12 protein-coding genes and 1 pseudogene are annotated in these 18,510 nt (G+C 48.0%); 7 read left to right on the top strand and 6 right to left on the bottom strand.

Translation table 11 applies throughout. The annotated features are described in order from the left end of the window. Positions 1-168 precede the first annotated feature (168 nt). Positions 169-1,436: pseudogene (locus tag H6F90_RS26375) on the top strand (IS701 family transposase). Positions 1,437-1,648: 212 nt separating this feature from the next. Here the strand turns inward: H6F90_RS26375 and H6F90_RS26370 are convergent. Genes H6F90_RS26370 through H6F90_RS26360 form a run of 3 tightly spaced genes read right to left on the bottom strand, consistent with a single transcriptional unit; the run spans position 1,649 to position 6,232 of the window. Then, the gene (locus tag H6F90_RS26370) at positions 1,649-2,653 is read right to left on the bottom strand and encodes a 3-oxoacyl-ACP synthase III family protein (protein WP_190555004.1); all 1,005 of its coding nucleotides are present in this window, start codon (positions 2,651-2,653) and stop codon (positions 1,649-1,651) included. Then, positions 2,646-4,370 (bottom strand): FAD-dependent oxidoreductase, encoded by a 1,725-nt coding sequence (locus tag H6F90_RS26365; RefSeq protein WP_190555003.1) that lies wholly within the window; start codon positions 4,368-4,370, stop codon positions 2,646-2,648. Before H6F90_RS26365 ends, H6F90_RS26370 begins: the two co-directional genes overlap by 8 nt. Then, entirely contained in the window at positions 4,367-6,232 is a 1,866-nt protein-coding gene (locus H6F90_RS26360) for a thiamine pyrophosphate-binding protein (protein WP_190555002.1), read from the bottom strand. The genes H6F90_RS26365 and H6F90_RS26360 overlap by 4 nt, the downstream gene beginning before the upstream one ends. A gap of 323 nt (positions 6,233-6,555) precedes the next feature. Here H6F90_RS26360 and H6F90_RS26355 point away from each other — a divergent pair, with 323 nt between their 5' ends. Beyond that, entirely contained in the window at positions 6,556-10,551 is a 3,996-nt protein-coding gene (locus H6F90_RS26355) for an AAA and adenylate/guanylate cyclase domain-containing protein (protein ID WP_190555001.1), read from the top strand. Positions 10,552-10,890: 339 nt separating this feature from the next. Here the strand turns inward: H6F90_RS26355 and H6F90_RS26350 are convergent, their stop codons facing one another. Both H6F90_RS26350 and H6F90_RS26345 read right to left on the bottom strand, forming a co-directional pair. Continuing rightward, positions 10,891-11,355 (bottom strand): MAPEG family protein, encoded by a 465-nt coding sequence (locus H6F90_RS26350; RefSeq protein ID WP_242024640.1) that lies wholly within the window; start codon positions 11,353-11,355, stop codon positions 10,891-10,893. Between the two features lie 83 nt (positions 11,356-11,438). Further along, positions 11,439-12,371 carry an AraC family transcriptional regulator gene (locus H6F90_RS26345; protein WP_190555000.1) on the bottom strand — a complete coding sequence of 311 codons (933 nt, stop codon included), beginning with the start codon at positions 12,369-12,371 and terminating at the stop codon, positions 11,439-11,441. A 341-nt stretch (positions 12,372-12,712) separates the two neighbouring features. On the opposite strand from H6F90_RS26345, the gene H6F90_RS26340 reads away from it, so the two are divergent. The 5 genes from H6F90_RS26340 to H6F90_RS26320 all read left to right on the top strand — a co-directional run bounded on the left by H6F90_RS26340 (position 12,713) and on the right by H6F90_RS26320 (position 17,759). Next, positions 12,713-13,456, top strand: a complete 744-nt coding sequence (locus H6F90_RS26340) for an alternative oxidase (RefSeq protein ID WP_190554999.1) — start codon at positions 12,713-12,715, stop codon at positions 13,454-13,456. Between the two features lie 20 nt (positions 13,457-13,476). Then, entirely contained in the window at positions 13,477-13,863 is a 387-nt protein-coding gene (locus H6F90_RS26335; RefSeq protein WP_370588097.1) for a group 1 truncated hemoglobin, read from the top strand. Positions 13,864-13,953: 90 nt separating this feature from the next. Next, positions 13,954-14,205, top strand: a complete 252-nt coding sequence (locus tag H6F90_RS26330; protein ID WP_190554998.1) for a hypothetical protein — start codon at positions 13,954-13,956, stop codon at positions 14,203-14,205. A gap of 249 nt (positions 14,206-14,454) precedes the next feature. Beyond that, on the top strand, positions 14,455-15,207 hold the full coding sequence (locus H6F90_RS26325) for an HAD family hydrolase (protein ID WP_370588096.1): 753 nt from the start codon (positions 14,455-14,457) through the stop codon (positions 15,205-15,207). A gap of 107 nt (positions 15,208-15,314) precedes the next feature. Continuing rightward, complete coding sequence (locus H6F90_RS26320) at positions 15,315-17,759, top strand: glycoside hydrolase family 65 protein (RefSeq protein ID WP_190554997.1); 2,445 nt, start codon at positions 15,315-15,317, stop codon at positions 17,757-17,759. Positions 17,760-18,236: 477 nt separating this feature from the next. Here H6F90_RS26320 and H6F90_RS26315 read toward each other — a convergent pair whose 3' ends face one another. Further along, a complete protein-coding gene (locus H6F90_RS26315) occupies positions 18,237-18,401 on the bottom strand; it encodes a hypothetical protein (RefSeq protein ID WP_190554996.1) in 165 nt (54 codons plus the stop codon). Between the last annotated feature and the right edge of the window lie 109 nt (positions 18,402-18,510).

Raw genomic sequence — 18,510 nt, 5'->3', positions numbered from 1 at the left:
GATAGAAGCAGCAATTCAGTGCGGTCCCACTCCTCAAAAATCAGTGACCCTGCTGCCACTATTGCCATGCCAATCTATCGTTCTTGCCGATTGGATCATAACCCTCTTTTATCACTCTCTCGAACAAATATTTAGAGTAGAGACAGCCCTGATTCTGCTTTATAAGCAATGCCTGCTTCCAGAGCGATCCGACCAACGATTCGATTTGTGGATGAATACTGCCACCACTTTGAAGCCCTATTCCCTGAGATACGGATTCCCTGAGATACGGAGCTATGAAGCGTTCAAGTTCCTGCACCTAGGTCTGATTAGTGAGGTTAAACGCAAATCGCTCCCAGCCATTGCCAGAGCCGTGGGATTAGACAATCATCAAAACTTACATCATTTCTTGAGTGAATCTCCTTGGGCAGGGTCGCAGTTGCGTCAACAACGCTTGGAGTTGATTCTCAAGCTCCTCAATGGACGGACCTTGATTCTGCTGATTGATGAAACAGGAGATCGCAAGAAGGGAAAGCAGAGCGATTATGTCAAACGGCAATATATCGGCAATCTGGGTAAGCGGGAGAATGGCATTGTTGCCGTGACTGCCTACGGCTTAGTCGATGGGATGATTCTCCCGTTGACCTTTGAGGTGTACAAACCCAAAGAACGGCTGAAAGCAGGCGATGAATATCAAAGCAAACCGCAAATTGCCGCCACGATGATTCGGCAGCTGCAAGCGATGGGGTTCCGCTTTGAACTGGTTCTGGCTGATAGCTTGTATGGGGAGAGCAAGGTCAATTTCGCCAACGTCCTAGATGAGTTGGAATTGTCCTATATCCTGGCGATTCGCAGTAACCACGCCCTTTGTTTACCGCCAGAACAGAAGGTCTATCAGGAGGCTTGGCAGCCTTTCAATCGTACCTTCAGCAATGGTACGACTGAGGTGCGCTACATGGCAGAGGTGATTTATGGCAAGCGACATCGTAAACGGTATTGGCGGCTGACGACAGACCCGGATACCTTACCTGAGAGTTTGACCACGTTCGTTCTGGTATCTGACCCCGCCATCAAGCTGGAGGAGATTGTCCTGGGTTGGGCAGACTTTCGCATGACCCATTACGAGCAGATTGAGAAGTGGTGGGAACTGGTGATGAGTGCGTTTCGCATGGTCAGTTTGTTTGCGGATGCGTTCAATGAAGCTTGTCCCCTAGCCCAACATCCGGTTGACTCAACATGCGTGGTGGAACCACCAAAGGGGGTGGAAGCATTGGCTCAACAACCTGCGTTTAGTCATCCAGCCGTTGATTTACAGCAATGGACTGAAGCGCTGGCTCACGGTATTTCCGAATGCAGCATTAGACGTGGAATTAGCTCAGTTGATGGAGCAGATGAATCGGTTCTTTTACCCATGCGTGCATCAGGTGAACTCACAATCCAGATTTTCATCTGCTTAGAGTGATAAAAGAGGGGTAAGAATCAGAGTGTGCAGTTACGAGTCGTAGAGTTGGATCGTTACTGTCGCACGGTCGCTGAAGTTTTCAAAGCTGGACAGTCGGTTAACTTGCAGATGGTGCTGACATACCTACGCTTAAGAGATGCTTTGCTATTGCAGAAGCGTTTAGAGGAAGTAACCGCAGCTTCATTCTTCATGATTTATGCAAAAAGGCTACTTCCGTTGTAGCAGTAGAGCATTGGCGTGCATCTCCAGTCCGATCGCCAGTAGTACCAGAGAATCTGTTTGAATTGGATCATGCTCCTGTGCCCACGCCAAGTTCACTGGGATATTTGCAACCGTCATATTGGCATATTGCTCGATCGTATTGATATATTGTGAGGGAGAGAGCTGATTTTGCCACTGTTCAAGCAGTACGTTGGAAGCCTGATGGGAAATGAGGGTAATGTCTTCCCCTTTAAGCTGCCAACGATCAAGTAGAACTTGAGCAGCTTTAGGTGCAATTTCCTCTCCAAATTCGACAAATCCATTTTGTCCAGCCGATGTAATTTGAAAGTAGGGTGCCGTATACAGCAAATCATGGTGATGCTGTGGTGGACAAAGCGCAACTGAATTGCCTGCCATGAACATGGTGCCAAAATAGTTTGAATGTGTCAGGGTGTGCTGGTCAACCAATGTCCAACGCCTGGAATCGGATGACACTCCCATTACAATTGCACCTGCACCATCGGCAGCGCTGATCGCCTGTGGGGTATGATAGTTTACCGCCCGGGTCCAACTTCCGCCAACAGCAATCAATACGTTACGGGCGCGGTTAGCCCGAATCATGGAATCTGCAAGGGCGATCGCTGCGTTGAAATTCGAGAAATCATTGCTCAATGGCAGCACCCAGGTGTGTTCGGGCAATCCTATCTGTTGATGTAATCGACCTAACTCGTTGGGTGTTTGATAAGGGCTGATTGAAGCACAACCCAGCAACAAATCAATTTCAGATACATCAACCTGGGCCTCGCGTAGCGCATGGAGGGCCGCGGGAACCATAATCGTCATCAGGTTCTCACTATCCGCCAGCACCCGACGGAACTTGTAGCCTTTAAACAACTCACCGCCCTTTGGATTATGTGTCTTGAGCCAATCAAAGATCGGATCATCATTCGTGCGGATGTTAGCAGGTACTGCATAGCCCATTCCTAAAATACGGGGAATTGCGTTATCCATGACTCACCCAACCTGGCTGTGGCAGCCTAAAATGTTTTTGCAGCATGATCTCTGAGGTTTGCAAGGCACCCTCTACCCAGGTTTGATTGGTAGACCAAGCTTCCCCAACTACATAGCAGGGGAAATCTGGCACGGGATGGATCATTCGTTCCAGTAATAACCACGATTGGTAACCTGGATTCCAAAAGTGAACACCACCGCCATAGGGATCATCTGACCAATCCATAAATGCTGCCTCGATCGGTTCTGGAGCCGAGGGGAGGTTGTGCAGTTCAATCAGTTGGCGATGCATTTCCTTGACCATTTCATGGGGAGCTTGATGAGCATCCCAGTTGCGCCGCAGTCGTTGATCCAGTAAATCTTCTTTAGGAGGCATCCTATAGGGCATTGGCTTGCGATCAAAAGCACGAGCGACAGCACAATGATAGGGAGGCACCGATCGCCTGCCACCCATCAGGGTTTGTACCTTGGCATCATCGGGACCGAGGGGTAGTCGTCGCAGGCCACCCCAAAACTGCACGTTTGACACGTCGTTGTAAGCCATCAAAATTGCATTGTGATTATGGGGATCGGCTCCAGGCTGCTTTCCTTCTACTGCCCAGTAATAGCATTGACGCAGGGGCATGTCGGTGAGTGATCGCCCTTTTTCAACCCCAACCACACTCCACCAGGGATAGGGATACGCGATGAACAGTTTATAGAGTGGGATAGGTTCAACTGAGTTGAGCAAAAATTGAAATTCGGGTGCTTTTGCAGGATCTAGAACAGGTCCTTCTCTCCGCAGCAGTTCGATCGAGCGACGAGGCATCGCTAAAACGATCGCACGAGCACTTGTCTCTTGACTGTCGGTGTGAAATTTGAGAGATACTCCGATTTCACCATCACCAAGGGATACGGCATTAAATCCTTCTAGCCAATGTCCTAGAAATACGTTACCTCCAGCTTTTCGAAATTTTTGTTCTAACGTCCAGGGCACTGTTTCGTAGCCGTCATCCAGCAGATAATACTTCACATCTGGCGTGAAGTTGAAATACTCAGCGATCAAGTCCACAGCATTGGCATTCGCTCCCAGAGAGTCGTAACCGACGGTTGTACGTGAAAGTTGATAAGCTTCCATGCTCATGGCTCTGGCAAGCAGATTCCAAAAGCCGTGTTGATAAAGGGGTGTATCGTCAATCTGAGCTGACTGCAAATAGGCTTCTAAATCATCCGCGTGTAGATCTTGGATACCTGGCAAAAGCTGATTTGCTGCCCAACCGATCAAGGCACTTGGCTCATTTTTCTGACTCAACCAATCGGCTTCTGCCCAACGCAAATGATAGGGAAGCTGTGCTGGATTGGTTAGATCTTGGACTCGTAGATGCTGACCGCGCAGATAGGCTAGATTCTGCGGCTGATCAACAACTTGCTCATGTCGGGGCAGCTTCAACTTTTTTTCAATCAGGCTGCTGATCAATGATTGAGACGATACGTATCGCATCCCTCCCACTTCACAAGTTGTATGAGGCATCCCTGGCGGACGGGCAGACAGTAGCCGTCCACCAATGCGTTGACCACCTTCAAAAACGGCGATTTTAAGTTTGCCTCCACGAGCTGCTGCCCACTGCTGTAGGAGTGGGGATTGCTCGACTGATGCAGTCATCAGTCGCCAGCCACTATAGACTCCAGAAACTCCACCACCCACGATCGCAATGTCATAGTCTGGAAGTGAACTCATAGAACTCTCCTAACAATGTGAGTGGTTTTTAGGGTTTGAGATTGAGGGGATTTTGGGAGGGAAGGAGGAGCATAGTCTTTGATGTAGTAAGGCGGAACGGACTGACGATCGATATGAGCAATAATGACCTGTGGTTTGCCTTGAGCAGCATGATCAATCGCCGTTTTTAATGTCTGTTCCAAATCTTCAGGAGTTTTGACCCCATGAGCCTCTGCACCCAAACCTTTGGCATAGCTTATTAAGTTTGGCTGACCCAATTGGTAAAGCTCAGACCAAATCCCTGGAGAATGGGCGTCTGGGAAAAAGTTTTCCTGTCCCTGGCTGACCATGTTGAGATCGTTATCGTATAAAACAATCCAGATTGCCCCAACCCCGTATTGTTTGGCAGTCGAAACTTCCGCCCCCTGCATCATAAATGCGCCGTCACCCACGAGGGCGACACAGGTGCGCTCAGGTGCGGCGATCTTGGCTCCAACGATTGCTCCTACTCCAAAACCCATAGGTCCCATCGCTAAAGAACTATGGCACTGCATTGGTGGATCAACGACTAGGTAGTGAATTCCCCAACCCACACAGTTGCCTGCATCAAGCATGACGATCGCATCTTTGGGCAGCACTTCTTGCATCACTCGCACCACTGCTGCTGGCTGAATCGGCTTCTGGGTAGACTCATACCACTCAGGTTGATAAAAGGGAGGATGCTTGTTTTTAATGCGAGCTATCCAGGCTTTACGAGCTGCTACTTCTTCAGTATTAGGTGCATAGTTGCTCGACATCTGAGACAGTTCATGGACTGCTGCTCCCACTTCTCCCACAATTCCCAAAGCCACATGAAAGGCGCGGGCAATCGCTGACTGATCGAGGTCAATTTGAATTAGTGGACCATTGGGAACCAGCATCGGATGCCATTTATTAGTGGCAAGGTCATTTAGGGAAGATGCCATTACCAAGAGAGCATCATAGGGGGGAGCCTCTGGTTCTTCCATCCGCTGAGAATCGAGGTAGTACTGGGCCCACAGACAGCTAGAAAAACCATAAACTCGCAACGAGAGGGGGTGGTTTTCCGGAAAGACACCTTTTGCATCGGCAGTCGTCATCACCGGAATGCCATAGCGCTCCACAAAATTGAGCAGCAGCGATCGCTCTTGATCCCCAAAGGCTCGACGGCAACCATTTCCTAAAAAGATTAAGGGACGCTTTGCTGCCAGCAATAATTGGAGTGCCTGCTCAATAGCATTTATAGGAACACTCTGCGGCATGGCACGATAGTTTTCCACGGCTACCGGAATTGCAATGTCTGCGACTACCTCTTGGGTGACGTTAACCGGCATACTCAGGTGAACCGCACGACGTGGAATCGATTGGGCATCTCGAAGTGCCTGAGTCAGAAGCGTTTGAAAGTTTGCTTGACTGCTGATCGTCGCACTGTAGTTGGTCGCCGCTGTGTAGATAGCGTTAATGTTTAGGCCTGCATCAACCCCTTCCTGAAGGTAACCCTTCCCGTAATAATGTTCATCAACCTCGCCTGTGATTACCAGCATGGCAGAGCCATCATTTTGGGCATTCATTGCACCAGTGAGGGCATTGGTTGCCCCAGGCCCAGTCGTCACCATGACAACGCCAAGCGTGCCCGTTACTCGGTGATAACCATCAGCAATATAGGCTGCACCTGTTTCCTGACGACAGATGACATACTGAAAATGTTCTCGATCGTCCTTTAGTACTTCGAGCAGGTAAGCGAGCCCACCCCCAGGAATGCCAAAAATATAGCGGACGTCCTCTAGCTTTAAATAGCGCAGCAAGAGTTGTCCTACAGTTTCGCCTTGCACCCTTGCGACATAACTGCGGCTTGGTTGTACCATTGTCTCCGCCTCACGAATATATTTTCATGCCAAGCAGATGATAACAATGTAAATATTAGGGAATATTATTTTGTAACTATGTATAGAAGAATGATCATCTGTGAAGAGTCGATCAGTCAATTTGTAAAGAAACCTAACGAAAAACACTGTATTCAAATAATTATAAAGTGCTTTATGATACTTGATTAGAGCAAAGATTTTGGCCGACATCTTTGAGCTGGAACGTTGTGATGCTATGTTGAGCCGCTTTCAAGACCTGTTTTGTGAATTAGTTCTTCCAATTTTTAGAAAATCATCAGCCTCAAGTTGTGGGAAGCGCTACCATGCCCTCTGAGTGGATACTTTCAGATAGAGGGGTTGCGATTAGTGCTAGCTTTTTACCAGAATCGCTTCGTCAACGCCATACATCTCATACAGATTTATCATCTACTACTCCACATTCCGATGCTGCACTATTGTGGTGCGATATTGCCAACTTTACGCCGTTAGCTAATCGCCTCGTCCGCAGTGGTCCACAAGGAGTTGAGCAGTTGGTTGCGGTTCTCGAGCAGCACTTTAACCCCTTACTCAAGCTGGTGGTGGCTCATGGGGGTGAACCACTAACCTTTGTCGGAGATGCACTACTTGCGGCCTGGTTTTGTTCTGCCGATGAACTTGATGGCGCGGTTGCACGAGCTGCAAGATGTGCTGAATTGATTCGAATTAATTGCAGGGCTCTAGATGATCGCAATGAGCCTTTAGAACTACACCTACACGTTGCAGCAGGCACTTGCCAAATTATTGAGGTAGGCGACGTAAATGTTCATCGATTGTTCGTACCCATTGGAACTGCACTTCATGACCTAGCGATCGCCACTTCAATTCGTGATTCCAACCATGTTGTGCTGTCATCGGCTGCATCTGCTGCTCTGGTTCAGGGAAGGATGCCTAACGATGCAGCGATACTCCCCTTTCCCCTCGATGCTAAGGGGGCAATGCGATGGGTGCAGTTAAATCAGTCTTTGCTACCCATACCAATCTCTCCCACTGTTCAACCTGTTGTTTTAGAACCATTTGCACTCGAAGCGCTAAATCAATTTCTGCCTCTGCCCATTCGCACTCAACTCGCAGCGAATCTACTGGACTGGTTAGCGGAGCTGCGATGGGTCACAATTGTATTCACTAAACTAACTGGGCCGAATCTTAGTGCTGAACATCTCAACTTAGCAGTTCAGATTGCACAGCCCGTCATTACTGGCTATGAAGGAGTTCTTAGTCAGGTCATCGTTGATGATAAAGGGGCCTCTATTTTAAGCATTTTTGGGGTTCCACCTTACTCCCATCCTGAGAATCCATCTAGAGGCGTGCGCGCAGCAATGGAGCTCCAGCAAGCACTCACGGCAGCTGGTTTGCCCAATAGCGTAGGAGTGACAACAGGGCGCGCTTTTTGCGGAATCATTGGCTCAGACATTCGACGGCACTATACGGTGATTGGCGATGTAGTTAACCTGGCTGCCCGCCTGATGGTTGTTTCAGGGGAGGCGATTCATTGCGATGAGGCGACCGTTCGAGCTGCTCGCCATCTGCTCACCTTTGCTCCCTGTGAACCAGTAGAGGTTAAGGGATATGAACGTGCTGTCAATGTGTATACCCCTCACATTACACCTGTTAGTGTCAGTCGCGTGCGACTCCCAACAGTGGGTCGTCGAGAGGAGTTAAACATCCTGACTTATGGGTTAGAAACTGTCCGAGCGGGTCAGAGCGCCATGTTCATTCTGATGGGTGAACATGGCATTGGTAAATCACGGCTTCTAGAAACCTTTCGGAGCCATGCAGAAGCCCTTGGAACCTGGGTCGTGGTATCTCAGGCACACTATATTGAACGAGATGCTGTCTACCATGTTTGGCGTCGCGTGTTTAGCGTCTTGTTAGGACTCAATGAAATTGGCTCAGCAGAGGCTCAGCGGACGGCGGTAATTGACGCGATCGGTGCAGACCGAATGGAACAAGCATCGTTGCTAAACGCTGTCTTACCCCTTGACTTACCAGACAGCCCTGCTTTGCGTCTGCTTTCTGGCGAACAAAGGGCAGCAGCCACTCGTGCCCTGTTGCTGGATCTGGTGCGATCGGCGAGTCGTGCTGAACCCAGAGTCATTTTGTTTGAAGATGCCCACTATTTCGATGCTGCTTCCTGGGAACTGATCGTACAAATGGCTGGGATTCCGGGTTTGTTGGTAGTGATGGCAATGCAGCCAATGCTTCAGCCAACCGTACTCGATCAACTCACTGCCACCGATGCTCAGATTCTTCGCCTTGGTGGGCTAGAGTGGAATGATTTACAGACATTGCTTTGTTCTCAATTAGAGGTTTCTGCGATCCCGGCCCAACTTGTAGATTTAGTGCAACAGCATGGTAAAGGACATCCCTTCTTTTCACTGGCGATCGTCCAGTCACTGCTGAACGAAGGCGTGATTTCTGTTTGCAACGATCAATGTGAGTTGGCATCAAAGGTAGAGGTAAAGTTAGTTCACCTCCCTCAAGACATTCAGGAGGCAGTGACCCAACAGCTCGACAGTCTACCACCCCATCTTCATCTCACACTCAAGGTCTCGAGCGTCGTAGGAATGGCCTTTCCAACGACATTAGTGCAGGATGTTTATCCTATCGCAGACAATCGCTCAAGCGTAATGGAGCATTTATCCTTGCATAGCTGCATGGGCATGATTTATCCAGAGCAAGTGCAAGGCGTAATGGGGTATGCCTTTAGTCATGGCATTATTCGTAATGTTGCCTACAATCTTATGCTGTTTGCCCAGCGTCGTGAACTACATCGCCATATTGCTGAATGGTATGAGGCACAACACTACGATCGCTCCAGTAATTTTGTGGTTCTCGCTTATCACTGGGAGCAAGCGGAGGAATTTCTCAAAGCGGTCGATTATTTAGAGCGAGAAGCGCTTCGCGTCTTTAGTTTAGGGCTAGCAAAACAATCGGTAGATGTAGGGCTGCGAGCTGCCCTGCTCTTAGGGCTAGTGTTGCCAACTGATCCGGCAGTGATCGCCCCCCTCATAGGGCAAACGATGGGTTGGATTGGGGAACAGATGGGCGGTCGTTCTCCATCCGATCTATTGGATCTCCCTATCCTTAAAGATGCAAAAGTTGAACGGAGCCTCTGGTTACTTTTGCAAGTGGGTCCTTTTGCCTTCCAGAGCCGCCAAATTGAACTGTTTGCACTGATGGCGGTGACGGCCTTACAGTTAACCCTGGAACACGGAAATGGGGCACCCACTGCAGACGTTTACTCCATGTATTCGGTGGTTCACTGCGCCTTAACTCAAGACAAAATTGGAGCCTACCGCTTTAGTCAACTGGCGTTAGATTTTGATCAACAGCAGAATTACACTATGCGATCGCGAGTGGCTTTTGTACATACCTGGTTCCATAATCACTGGGTACATCCCCTCGAAACTTCGCTCCCGATCGCGCTAGATGCTGCAGAACGAGGTTTGGCGAGGGGTGATATTCTATTTGGCTGCTTCAATCTCTCTGGCTATGTGATCTATCTTGCTGCCCTGGGTCGTCCGCTAAGTGAAGTCAAACAAACAGCGCGAACACACCTCGAACAGAATGGTCGTCGAGTTGCTAATTCAGCCTTTCATCTCATTCATGAGCTTCAGTTTGCGAAAGCATTGGCGGGTGAAACTCACAATCCATTCTCGCTGACGGATGATGAATTTGATGAAGCGCGTGACATTGCCTGGGTTTGTAATACCGAACTCAGCAATCAAATTGGCTACTATCTGGTCTCTCGTCTCAAACTTCATGTCCTGTTTCGCGACTGGTCAGAAGCGATGGCTTGGGCAAATAAAGCGCAGCAATTGCTGCCTGCGTTTGAAGGTCAAACGGCCGAGATTGAGTTTGTGCAATACCGTTGTCTCGCGGCTCTTCATTTGGTACACTCCCTGCCCGATTCAGATGTTGATGCCTTCACTCAGGTGGCAGCAACTGATGTCACGCTCATGCGGCAATGGGCAGCGATGTGTGCAGCCAATTTCGAACACAAAGCAGCTTTACTACAAGCAGAATTAGCACGGGTCAATGAAGACTCCGTCATCGCCTTAGAAAACTATACACGGGCAGTTGCTTTGGCAGAGCAGAGGGGCTTTCAACAGGACTTGGCTCTCGCCCTAGAGTGTTATGCTTTCTACCACTACGATCGTGGCGATGTAGAGATAGCCCAGATCCTAGCCCAGCAAGCCATCAACCAATACACAGCTTGGGGAGCCAAAGCAAAGGCGATCGCGCTAGCTAAAATGCTTCAGTTAGCTATCCCTACGTAAGGGGTTCTGTCACAAAAACGGTATGGTCAACTGACAGCAGTTCTCAGATCAGTGGCTCCTCTTGGGTAAGTGATTAGCAGCAAAACGGCTCGCTCAGTGATAGCCAAGTCATTGAAATCACATCGGCACCATTTGGTATTTCATCCATCACTACAATGCATCATTACTTGTTTAGCACTACTCATTCATTTTGCTTCAAGGCAGCCCTGGCTCGACCCAAGTATTCCATCACAGCCGCATCAATCGCCCCTCAACTGGCAACTTCAGGTTGTTCCTGCTGATACATCTAGTTGAGGGATTGCTCAATTTCAGGATCACTACTATAGTAAGAACCTCACGCTACGTCAGGGTCAAGGGATATTGCAAGATTGCCAGAATCATTAAACTGATCAAACAACTGAATTGAATCGCTAAACTCAATACCCGGAATCTTGGATTAGCCCCCACAATATGAATAACGGAGTGCAACAGTCGGAATGTAATATGGATATTGACCAGCAGATCGACTGCAACTCCGGATACCCCTCGTACGGTCAGGAGAAAAACGACTCCTAGATACAGTGGCAGGTTTTCGACCAAGTTAGACTGCACTCGAAATAACCGCCACATCAAGCTGTTGTCATCGATCGCTCCGAAATCTTTTGAGCTACCGCCTGCTGCTAAATGTCGAATTCTCACTACCAGTAAGAGAACCACAACGGTGATCGTCCAGAGAATGAAAATGACCAATCCCCAGAGCGGAGCAGTCATCGGTAGAATGGATAAGTTTTGGGCGATAAGATTTGCGCGTTGCTCAATTTGCATCTTCTCTCTCCATTAGAGCCTGTTCCTACTGTAAGAAGACAATGCAGGGAGACTCTAGAAAAAAGTTGCGAAGGTTTGGGATATTATTGCGATCTTCCGGAGACACATCGCAATTGCAGGAGTTGCTTAGGCGTAATGCCTATCATGCGTTTGAAGTATCGGGTTAAATGGCTTTGATCGCAAAAACCTGTCTGGGTTGCAACTTCAATGATGCTTAGCTCACTATGTTGTAAAAGGTATTTGGCTTGATTTAACCGACACTGCAAAATGTATTGATGGGGTGTTGTCCCCACGCTTTGCTTGAACAGTCGTAAGAAGTGATAGGGACTGATTTGGGCGATCGCTGCCATTTCCTGCAATCTTAAATCTTGATGGAGATGGCTGTGGATATACTCTTTAACCAGCGTTAACGTAACTTGAGATAAGCCATTTGAGTAGCTGGAGAGTTTGGGCCGAGTAGCACAATAACTTCGCAGTAAATGAACAGCTACTGCTGTTTTCAGGCTATCGACCAGCAAATAACTGCCGATGCCTCCGATCTCAGCTTCTTGCTTGAGGGTTGAAAAGATATTTTGTATAAACGCATCCGACTCGCTCATAAACTGGGGTAGCAGTTCAATCTGATCAGGGTTAACCCAATCCTGCCCAACTTGTTGTAGAAGGGTTGGTTCGATCGCTAGAACCATAAATTGAGCGGGAACATCCCAACTACAGGAATGAGTAATCCCTGCTGGAATGATCGCAATATCACCAGAATTGCGTCTCTCCCTAGAGCGTTTGCCACCGAGCGATCGCACCCCTGGTGCATTCTTGTTGGATGAATCAATCAGTCCACAAGCTAACACATGCATTGTATGTTGATGTTCATCGGTGGCGAAGGTGGGTTGCTGGTGCAGTTCAAGATGCATGCCATTCCAACCCAAGCTCCTTAAAATAGCAGGTTGGGGCACAATCTGATCGGATGCTCTCTCTTGGCAATAATCCAGTAGTTTGACAGACTGCTTGCGTTTTCTCATAACCTGTCACAGCTAAAGGATGATTCCATTGTGCCTAATTTTCGCCTGATTCGATACTACAGATTGAGGAATTGAACACTCAAATCTTTCAAGGTAATTGTGAAATGACGTTGTTCTCCTGTCGCAACAAAAGAAACGATCGCCTCACATGTCACAGCTACCGTTAACATCACCAAATTACATGCGAGTGGATAATCACAGACATCATCATTAACATCAGACGGAACTCGATAGACGTCATTCCAAATCACTTCTGCATAATCAGCAGCAAGTCCAGCGTGGAGACAGAAGGTTCCAGTTTGCTCAGCCTAATCTAGTAGAAACTTTGGAGGATCTGGACCATGATACGACTGCTCGTTAACTTCTTAGAGGCGCTGCTCAACACCTTTTATCGAGGTCACGATCGCATTTTTGCGCGATTTTTTGTCCTAGAAACGGTGGCTCGGGTGCCTTATTTTGCCTACACCTCGGTCTTACATTTGTATGAAACGATGGGGTGGTGGCGCAAATCTGACTGGCTGAAAGTGCATTTTGCTGAGTCCTGGAATGAACTGCACCATCTCCTGATTGCCGAATCTCTCGGTGGCAACGACCACTGGTACGATCGCTCCCTAGCTCGGATTGGCGGATTGATTTACTACTGGGTGATTGTTTTGGTGTATATCCTCAATCCCCGTGCTGCCTATAGATTCATGCAGCATGTTGAAGAGCACGCCTACCACACCTACGACCTGTTTCTTCAAGAACACGGCGAAGCCCTCAAACAAATGCCTGCGCCAGCAGTCGCCATCAACTACTACCGGGATGGCGACTTGTATATGTTTGACGAATTCCAAACAACGCATCCTGAGGCATTTCGTCGCCCTCAAATTGAGAATCTCTATGATGTCTTTGTTGCGGTTCGCGAAGACGAATTAGAGCACATCAAGACGATGATTGCCTGTCAACAACCTGAGGCACAAGATACGTTCCAAAGCCCCCACACCGAAAACCGTGCTGCCTTGCCAGAGTCGATGAGAGCCGCGATCGATGCAGAAACCGGACAAATTGGGCAAGCAGAAGAAAAAGAACCGGTTGAAGTGTAGTCAAGCAATTGCTTTAAAGAATTAAGAGAACTATAGCGACTTTATTTGAAAAACTCGGTGGTGCGGCAGCTGTGGACTTAGCGGTTGACAAATTCTATGAGCGAGTCTTGCACGATGAGCGCATCAAGCACTTCTTTGCCAATGTAGATATGGTGAAACAACGGGCACACCAGAAGGCTTTTCTGACCTATGCCTTTGGCGGAACTAATAAATATGACGGTCGTTATATGCGCAAAGCTCACAAAGATTTAGTGGAAAAGCAAGGTTTAAACAGCGAACACTTTGATGCCGTTGCAGAAAATTTGATGGCAACGCTAAAGAAGATGGGAGTTTCTCAGGATCTACTGGCAGAAGTTGCGGCGATCGCGGCTGCCCCCCAACACAAAAAAGATGTCTTAAACCAGTAAGCCTGATAGCTTGGCCTAAGTTCTGCGTCACAGCGCGATCGCCTGCTCAGCAAGGTTAGCGTTGTGGAGTCACCGATTTAGGAGTAGACCTTGAGGCAGTTAGTCCCATTCACCTATACAGCGATCGCCACCTTCACTCTAGCCAGCTGCGGTTCCAGTCAAAAGACGATAAAGTACAAGCTAACCTCTATTGACGCTCAGCCCCGTGTCGAGAAGCAATATGCTGCGGTATTAGACGAACTTGATTCAAAGTGTCAAGAAGGCAGGCAGGCGATCGCTGACCTAACGGTGAGAGCTGTAGAGCTCGTTAAGCAAGCAGACAAACCAGCCAATAACCCCTAGGTAGATGAATAGACAATTTACCAATAGCAAAATTTACTCAGTAATTTTTTATAGGTGCAGCAACCAGCCGTGCAACGTCTTTCACAGAAAACTATCCAGGTCTTAGGGAATGCAGAGAATTGCTTCAAGCGCTAAAACGAAGGCGAAGGGTAACGACTTCATCAAAACGAGTCCCTATGAGTGTTGTTCTGCCCCTAAGGGATTGCTGATTGAGATTTGGGGGCTACTTTGGTGATAGGAGATATTTTTGTGAGCCAGTTCAACTCATCCATCGCTTTGAGTCAGTTTGATGCTGTCCTATTTGATTTAGATGGCGTGATCACCGCAACCGCGAAGGTTCATGCTGATTGCTGGAAACGGATATTTGATGGGTTTCTCAAGCAACGGGCTGAAGAGACCGATGAGCCCTTTCAACCCTTCGATATCCAGAATGACTACAAGCTGTATGTTGATGGAAAAATGCGGTATGTTGGCGTTCAAAGTTTTTTGGAATCGAGAGGCATTCAGTTAGCTTATGGAGAGCCATCCGCTCCTCCCGGCTATGATACGGTTTGTGCGCTTGGTAACTTCAAGGACGTTTTTTTTAACGAAGTACTTCAGGCAAAAGGAATTGAGGTATACGAAGGATCACTTGCTCTCATTCGTCATTTGAGCGATCGCGGATTCAAATTAGCGGTTGTGTCATCGAGTCACCATTGTAAAGCTGTGCTTAAGGTGGCTGGAATTGAGCATTTCTTTGCTGCTGTGGTTGATGGCAATCTAGTCGATGAATTGCACCTGGCTGGAAAACCTGCCCCAGATGCTTTTCTGTTGGGGGCAAAACAACTTGGGGTTGAACCAAAGCGAACGATTGTCTTTGAGGATGCGATTTCTGGTGTCCAAGCGGGTCACGACGGTGGATTTGGACTCGTGGTTGGAGTCGATCGCAAAGCAGATCCTGAGGCACTGCAAAAAAACGGAGCGGATATTGTTGTCCAAGATTTGAGTGAGTTACTTGGCTGACAATTAAGGTACACAGGGATTTTTACTAGTCTGCGGTGTTAGGTCAGTCTGAACTCAAACATACCGCTACTAAAAAAGCCAGAAGTTATTAATCAGGTTGAAGCTCAATGTTGCATCATGAACCTTTAATCCCTCCCAGATATATTTATCCCCCTGAGCCTTGGCGCTGGGTTGAAAAGCAGTTCTACCCAAAACTTTTGGTACAAATGGAAACTCTGTTTTCAACCGCGAACGGTTACTTAGGGATGCGAGGAGTCTTTGAGGAAGGCAGTCCCGTTGGGCAAAATGGCACATTTATCAATGGCTTTTATGAATCCTGGCCTATCGTCTATGCAGAGGAAGCTTATGGCTTTGCTAGGACAGGACAGACCATTGTCAATGCCACCGACAGCAAAATCATTAGACTGTATGTCGATGATGAACCGTTTTACCTACCGACTGCGAATTTGCTCAACTTTGAGCGATCGCTCGATATGCAAAACGGGACACTTGATCGAGAAGTTCTTTGGCAAACGCCGTCTGGTAAGCAAGTATCGATTCGATCGCGCCGACTCGTTTCCTTTGAACATCGGCACTTGGCCACGATTTCTTATGAAGTTACCATCCTCAACGCTAAAGCACCAATTGTCATCTCCTCCGAAATGCACTACGACGCTTCTGCCCGTGCCAGTGAAGGCGATCCGCGTCTTGCCAAGGGTTTTAAGGAGCGGGTGCTGTTACCTGAACACTACTGGGTTAACGATCGCCGGATCATCCTGAGTCACATCACGAGAAACAGCCGGATGACGCTAGCTTGTGGTGTTGATCATGAATTTGAAACGCAATCTCCTTACTCCTATGAAAGCCAGTGTTCAGAAGACGATGGCAAGGTCGTTTTCTCGGTGGATGCTCAACCCGGCGTCCCAATTCGCTTAGTCAAGTACATGACGTATCACACCTCTGACCATTTTCCAGCACAAGAGTTGTGTGAACGAGCCGAACGCACCCTTGATCGAGCGATTATTCATGGTTTTGATGATCTGCTTGTGAGCCAGCGGCAGTACCTAGATGATTTTTGGGATCGCAGTGACCTCAGAATTGAGGGTGACCCACAGCATCCTAGTGACACTATAGAATTGATGCAGCAAGTGCTACGCTTCAATTTATTTCACGTTCTTCAAGCCTCTGCGCGATCCGAAGGAGGAGGCGTTCCAGCCAAAGGACTCACGAGTCATGCTTATGAAGGCAATTACTTCTGGGACATGGAGATTTATCTCCAGCCGTTTTTGACTTATACTTCTCCCCGAATTGCGAAGAACCTACTGCTATTTCGCTACAGCATCCTAGATAAGGCACGACAGCGAGCCCAGGAAGTGAATCAAGACGGAGCCCTATTTCCCTGGAGAACTATCAATGGAGAAGAAGCTTCTGCTTACTATGCGGCAGGCACAGCGCAATATCACATCAATGCCGACATCATTTATGCGCTGAAAAAGTATGTTGACGTGACTGGGGACGAGGAATTGCTCCTCAATGAAGGCGCAGAGATGTCAGTCGAGACGGCTCGGATGTGGTACAGCCTGGGATTCTTTTCCAAGCGAGTCGCAGGTCAGTTCTGCATTCATGGTGTGACGGGACCCGACGAGTACAACGCGGTGGTGAATAACAACACCTACACCAACTTGATGGCCCGCGAGAACCTATGGTACGCCGCTTCCACCGTTGAAATGCTGCGCGATCGCCATCCAGACTGGTTCATTGCCTTAGTTGATAAGACTAAACTGGAACTTTCGGAGGTAAAAAACTGGAGAAAGGCAGCGGATAATATGTATCTGCCTTTCGATGAACGATTAAAAATTCACATTCAACACGACACCTTCCTGGACGAGAAAGTCTGGGATTTTGAGAATACACCTCCTGATAAGTATCCCTTACTCCTACACTTCCATCCCTTGGTAATTTATCGACATCAGGTGATCAAGCAAGCTGATATTGTGCTGGCAATGTTCCTCTTAGGAGATAAATTTTCACCAGAACAGAAGCGGCATAACTTTGACTATTACGATCCATTGACGACAGGAGACTCCTCTCTTTCTGTTTCGATCCAGAGCATTGTTTCAGCCGAAATCGGTTATTTGGAGCAGGCGACCGAATATGCTAAATATGCAGTGCTGATGGACTTAGGAGATGTGGCAGGTAACGTGAAGGATGGCTGTCATATCGCAGCGATGGGAGGAACTTGGATGGTAGCCGTTTATGGATTTGCCGGGATGCGAGATTACAACGGTCACTTATCCTTCCATCCCAAACTACCGGAGCTAGTTAAACGTCTACGATTTCCCTTAACGATTCAAGGACAGCGGCTAGAAGTTGATATCCAAGAAACAACAGCAACCTATTTGTTGCAGCGAGGAACTCAGTTAGCGATCTCGCATCAAGGTAAAGATATTCAACTCCTTGAGGGAATACCAGTGACGGTAGAACAGAAACCCGTACTTGAGCTTAAGGGTGAATTGATTAAATCAGATATACCTTCCGATCCAACATTCAATCCAAATAAGCAGGATGATTAGCTGATGCGATCGTTCCCATTGGAAGCTAAGCCAATGCCAAGGTTGGTGCTTGAAACCATCGTTTGCCACGCTATTCATGCCCACTTAGCAGCTTCCAGAATCCTCCTTCCAACTGCATAACTCCTGGATTAATTGAAGGTTGATACAATCCCCATAACAGTACCCGCAGGCTGGGCATTCGACAATGATGAGTTCAAGAGGTGAGGTCATGGCAGGATTTACACAATCCTAAACATTGCTCTGTGGTTTTCCATAAGCATTAAGTTTGATCCGAAGTGACGCTGTCAGTCATTTCACAGCGGCAAACACAGCAATTTTTAGATTGGTAAGCCATAGGCGCAGTACCAGACAGTTACTTTCTCTGACAAATGGTATGGCTTATTCAAGGAGATGTCTCTTGAAGTGAAGACTTTACTTCAGAATGGATCGCCTGCCTGCTCTAGAGGAAGCTTCCAGTTCAATCAATGAGATCTCTATCTACGCTGAATCATCTTTCCAGCCACAGTGCCCACAATCCCAATGCACTCCTGCTTTTTCGCAAGCAATGCCAGCCTCACATTGGGGACATCGGCCTGTGAACATGGGGTGTAAGTCAAGTATTGCCAACTTCTCCAACCGTGACCACCGCTGTTCTGGCGTCATGATCAACTCACCGTTGTAGTAGCTAGTAGTTCACCACGGTGATTATGACAGGCTGGGAGCGGGATAGAGGCGCTTGAATTTGGTACGAGCATCCCCGGTAGAAAAGCAC

Origin of the sequence: Trichocoleus sp. FACHB-591 (assembly GCF_014695845.1) — a bacterium.
Classification (GTDB): Bacteria; Cyanobacteriota; Cyanobacteriia; order FACHB-46; family FACHB-46; genus Trichocoleus.
Note: the sequence above shows the minus strand (reverse complement) of the source record. Positions and strands in the feature narration are given on the sequence as shown.

Coding starts and splice junctions, on each gene's coding strand:
- H6F90_RS26370 (WP_190555004.1), bottom strand. CDS start 2,653: ATGGATAACGCAATTCCCCGTATTTTAGGAATGGGCTATGCAGTACCT.
- H6F90_RS26365 (WP_190555003.1), bottom strand. CDS start 4,370: ATGAGTTCACTTCCAGACTATGACATTGCGATCGTGGGTGGTGGAGTT.
- H6F90_RS26360 (WP_190555002.1), bottom strand. CDS start 6,232: ATGGTACAACCAAGCCGCAGTTATGTCGCAAGGGTGCAAGGCGAAACT.
- H6F90_RS26355 (WP_190555001.1), top strand. CDS start 6,556: ATGCCCTCTGAGTGGATACTTTCAGATAGAGGGGTTGCGATTAGTGCT.
- H6F90_RS26350 (WP_242024640.1), bottom strand. CDS start 11,355: ATGCAAATTGAGCAACGCGCAAATCTTATCGCCCAAAACTTATCCATT.
- H6F90_RS26345 (WP_190555000.1), bottom strand. CDS start 12,371: ATGAGAAAACGCAAGCAGTCTGTCAAACTACTGGATTATTGCCAAGAG.
- H6F90_RS26340 (WP_190554999.1), top strand. CDS start 12,713: ATGATACGACTGCTCGTTAACTTCTTAGAGGCGCTGCTCAACACCTTT.
- H6F90_RS26320 (WP_190554997.1), top strand. CDS start 15,315: ATGTTGCATCATGAACCTTTAATCCCTCCCAGATATATTTATCCCCCT.
- H6F90_RS26315 (WP_190554996.1), bottom strand. CDS start 18,401: ATGACGCCAGAACAGCGGTGGTCACGGTTGGAGAAGTTGGCAATACTT.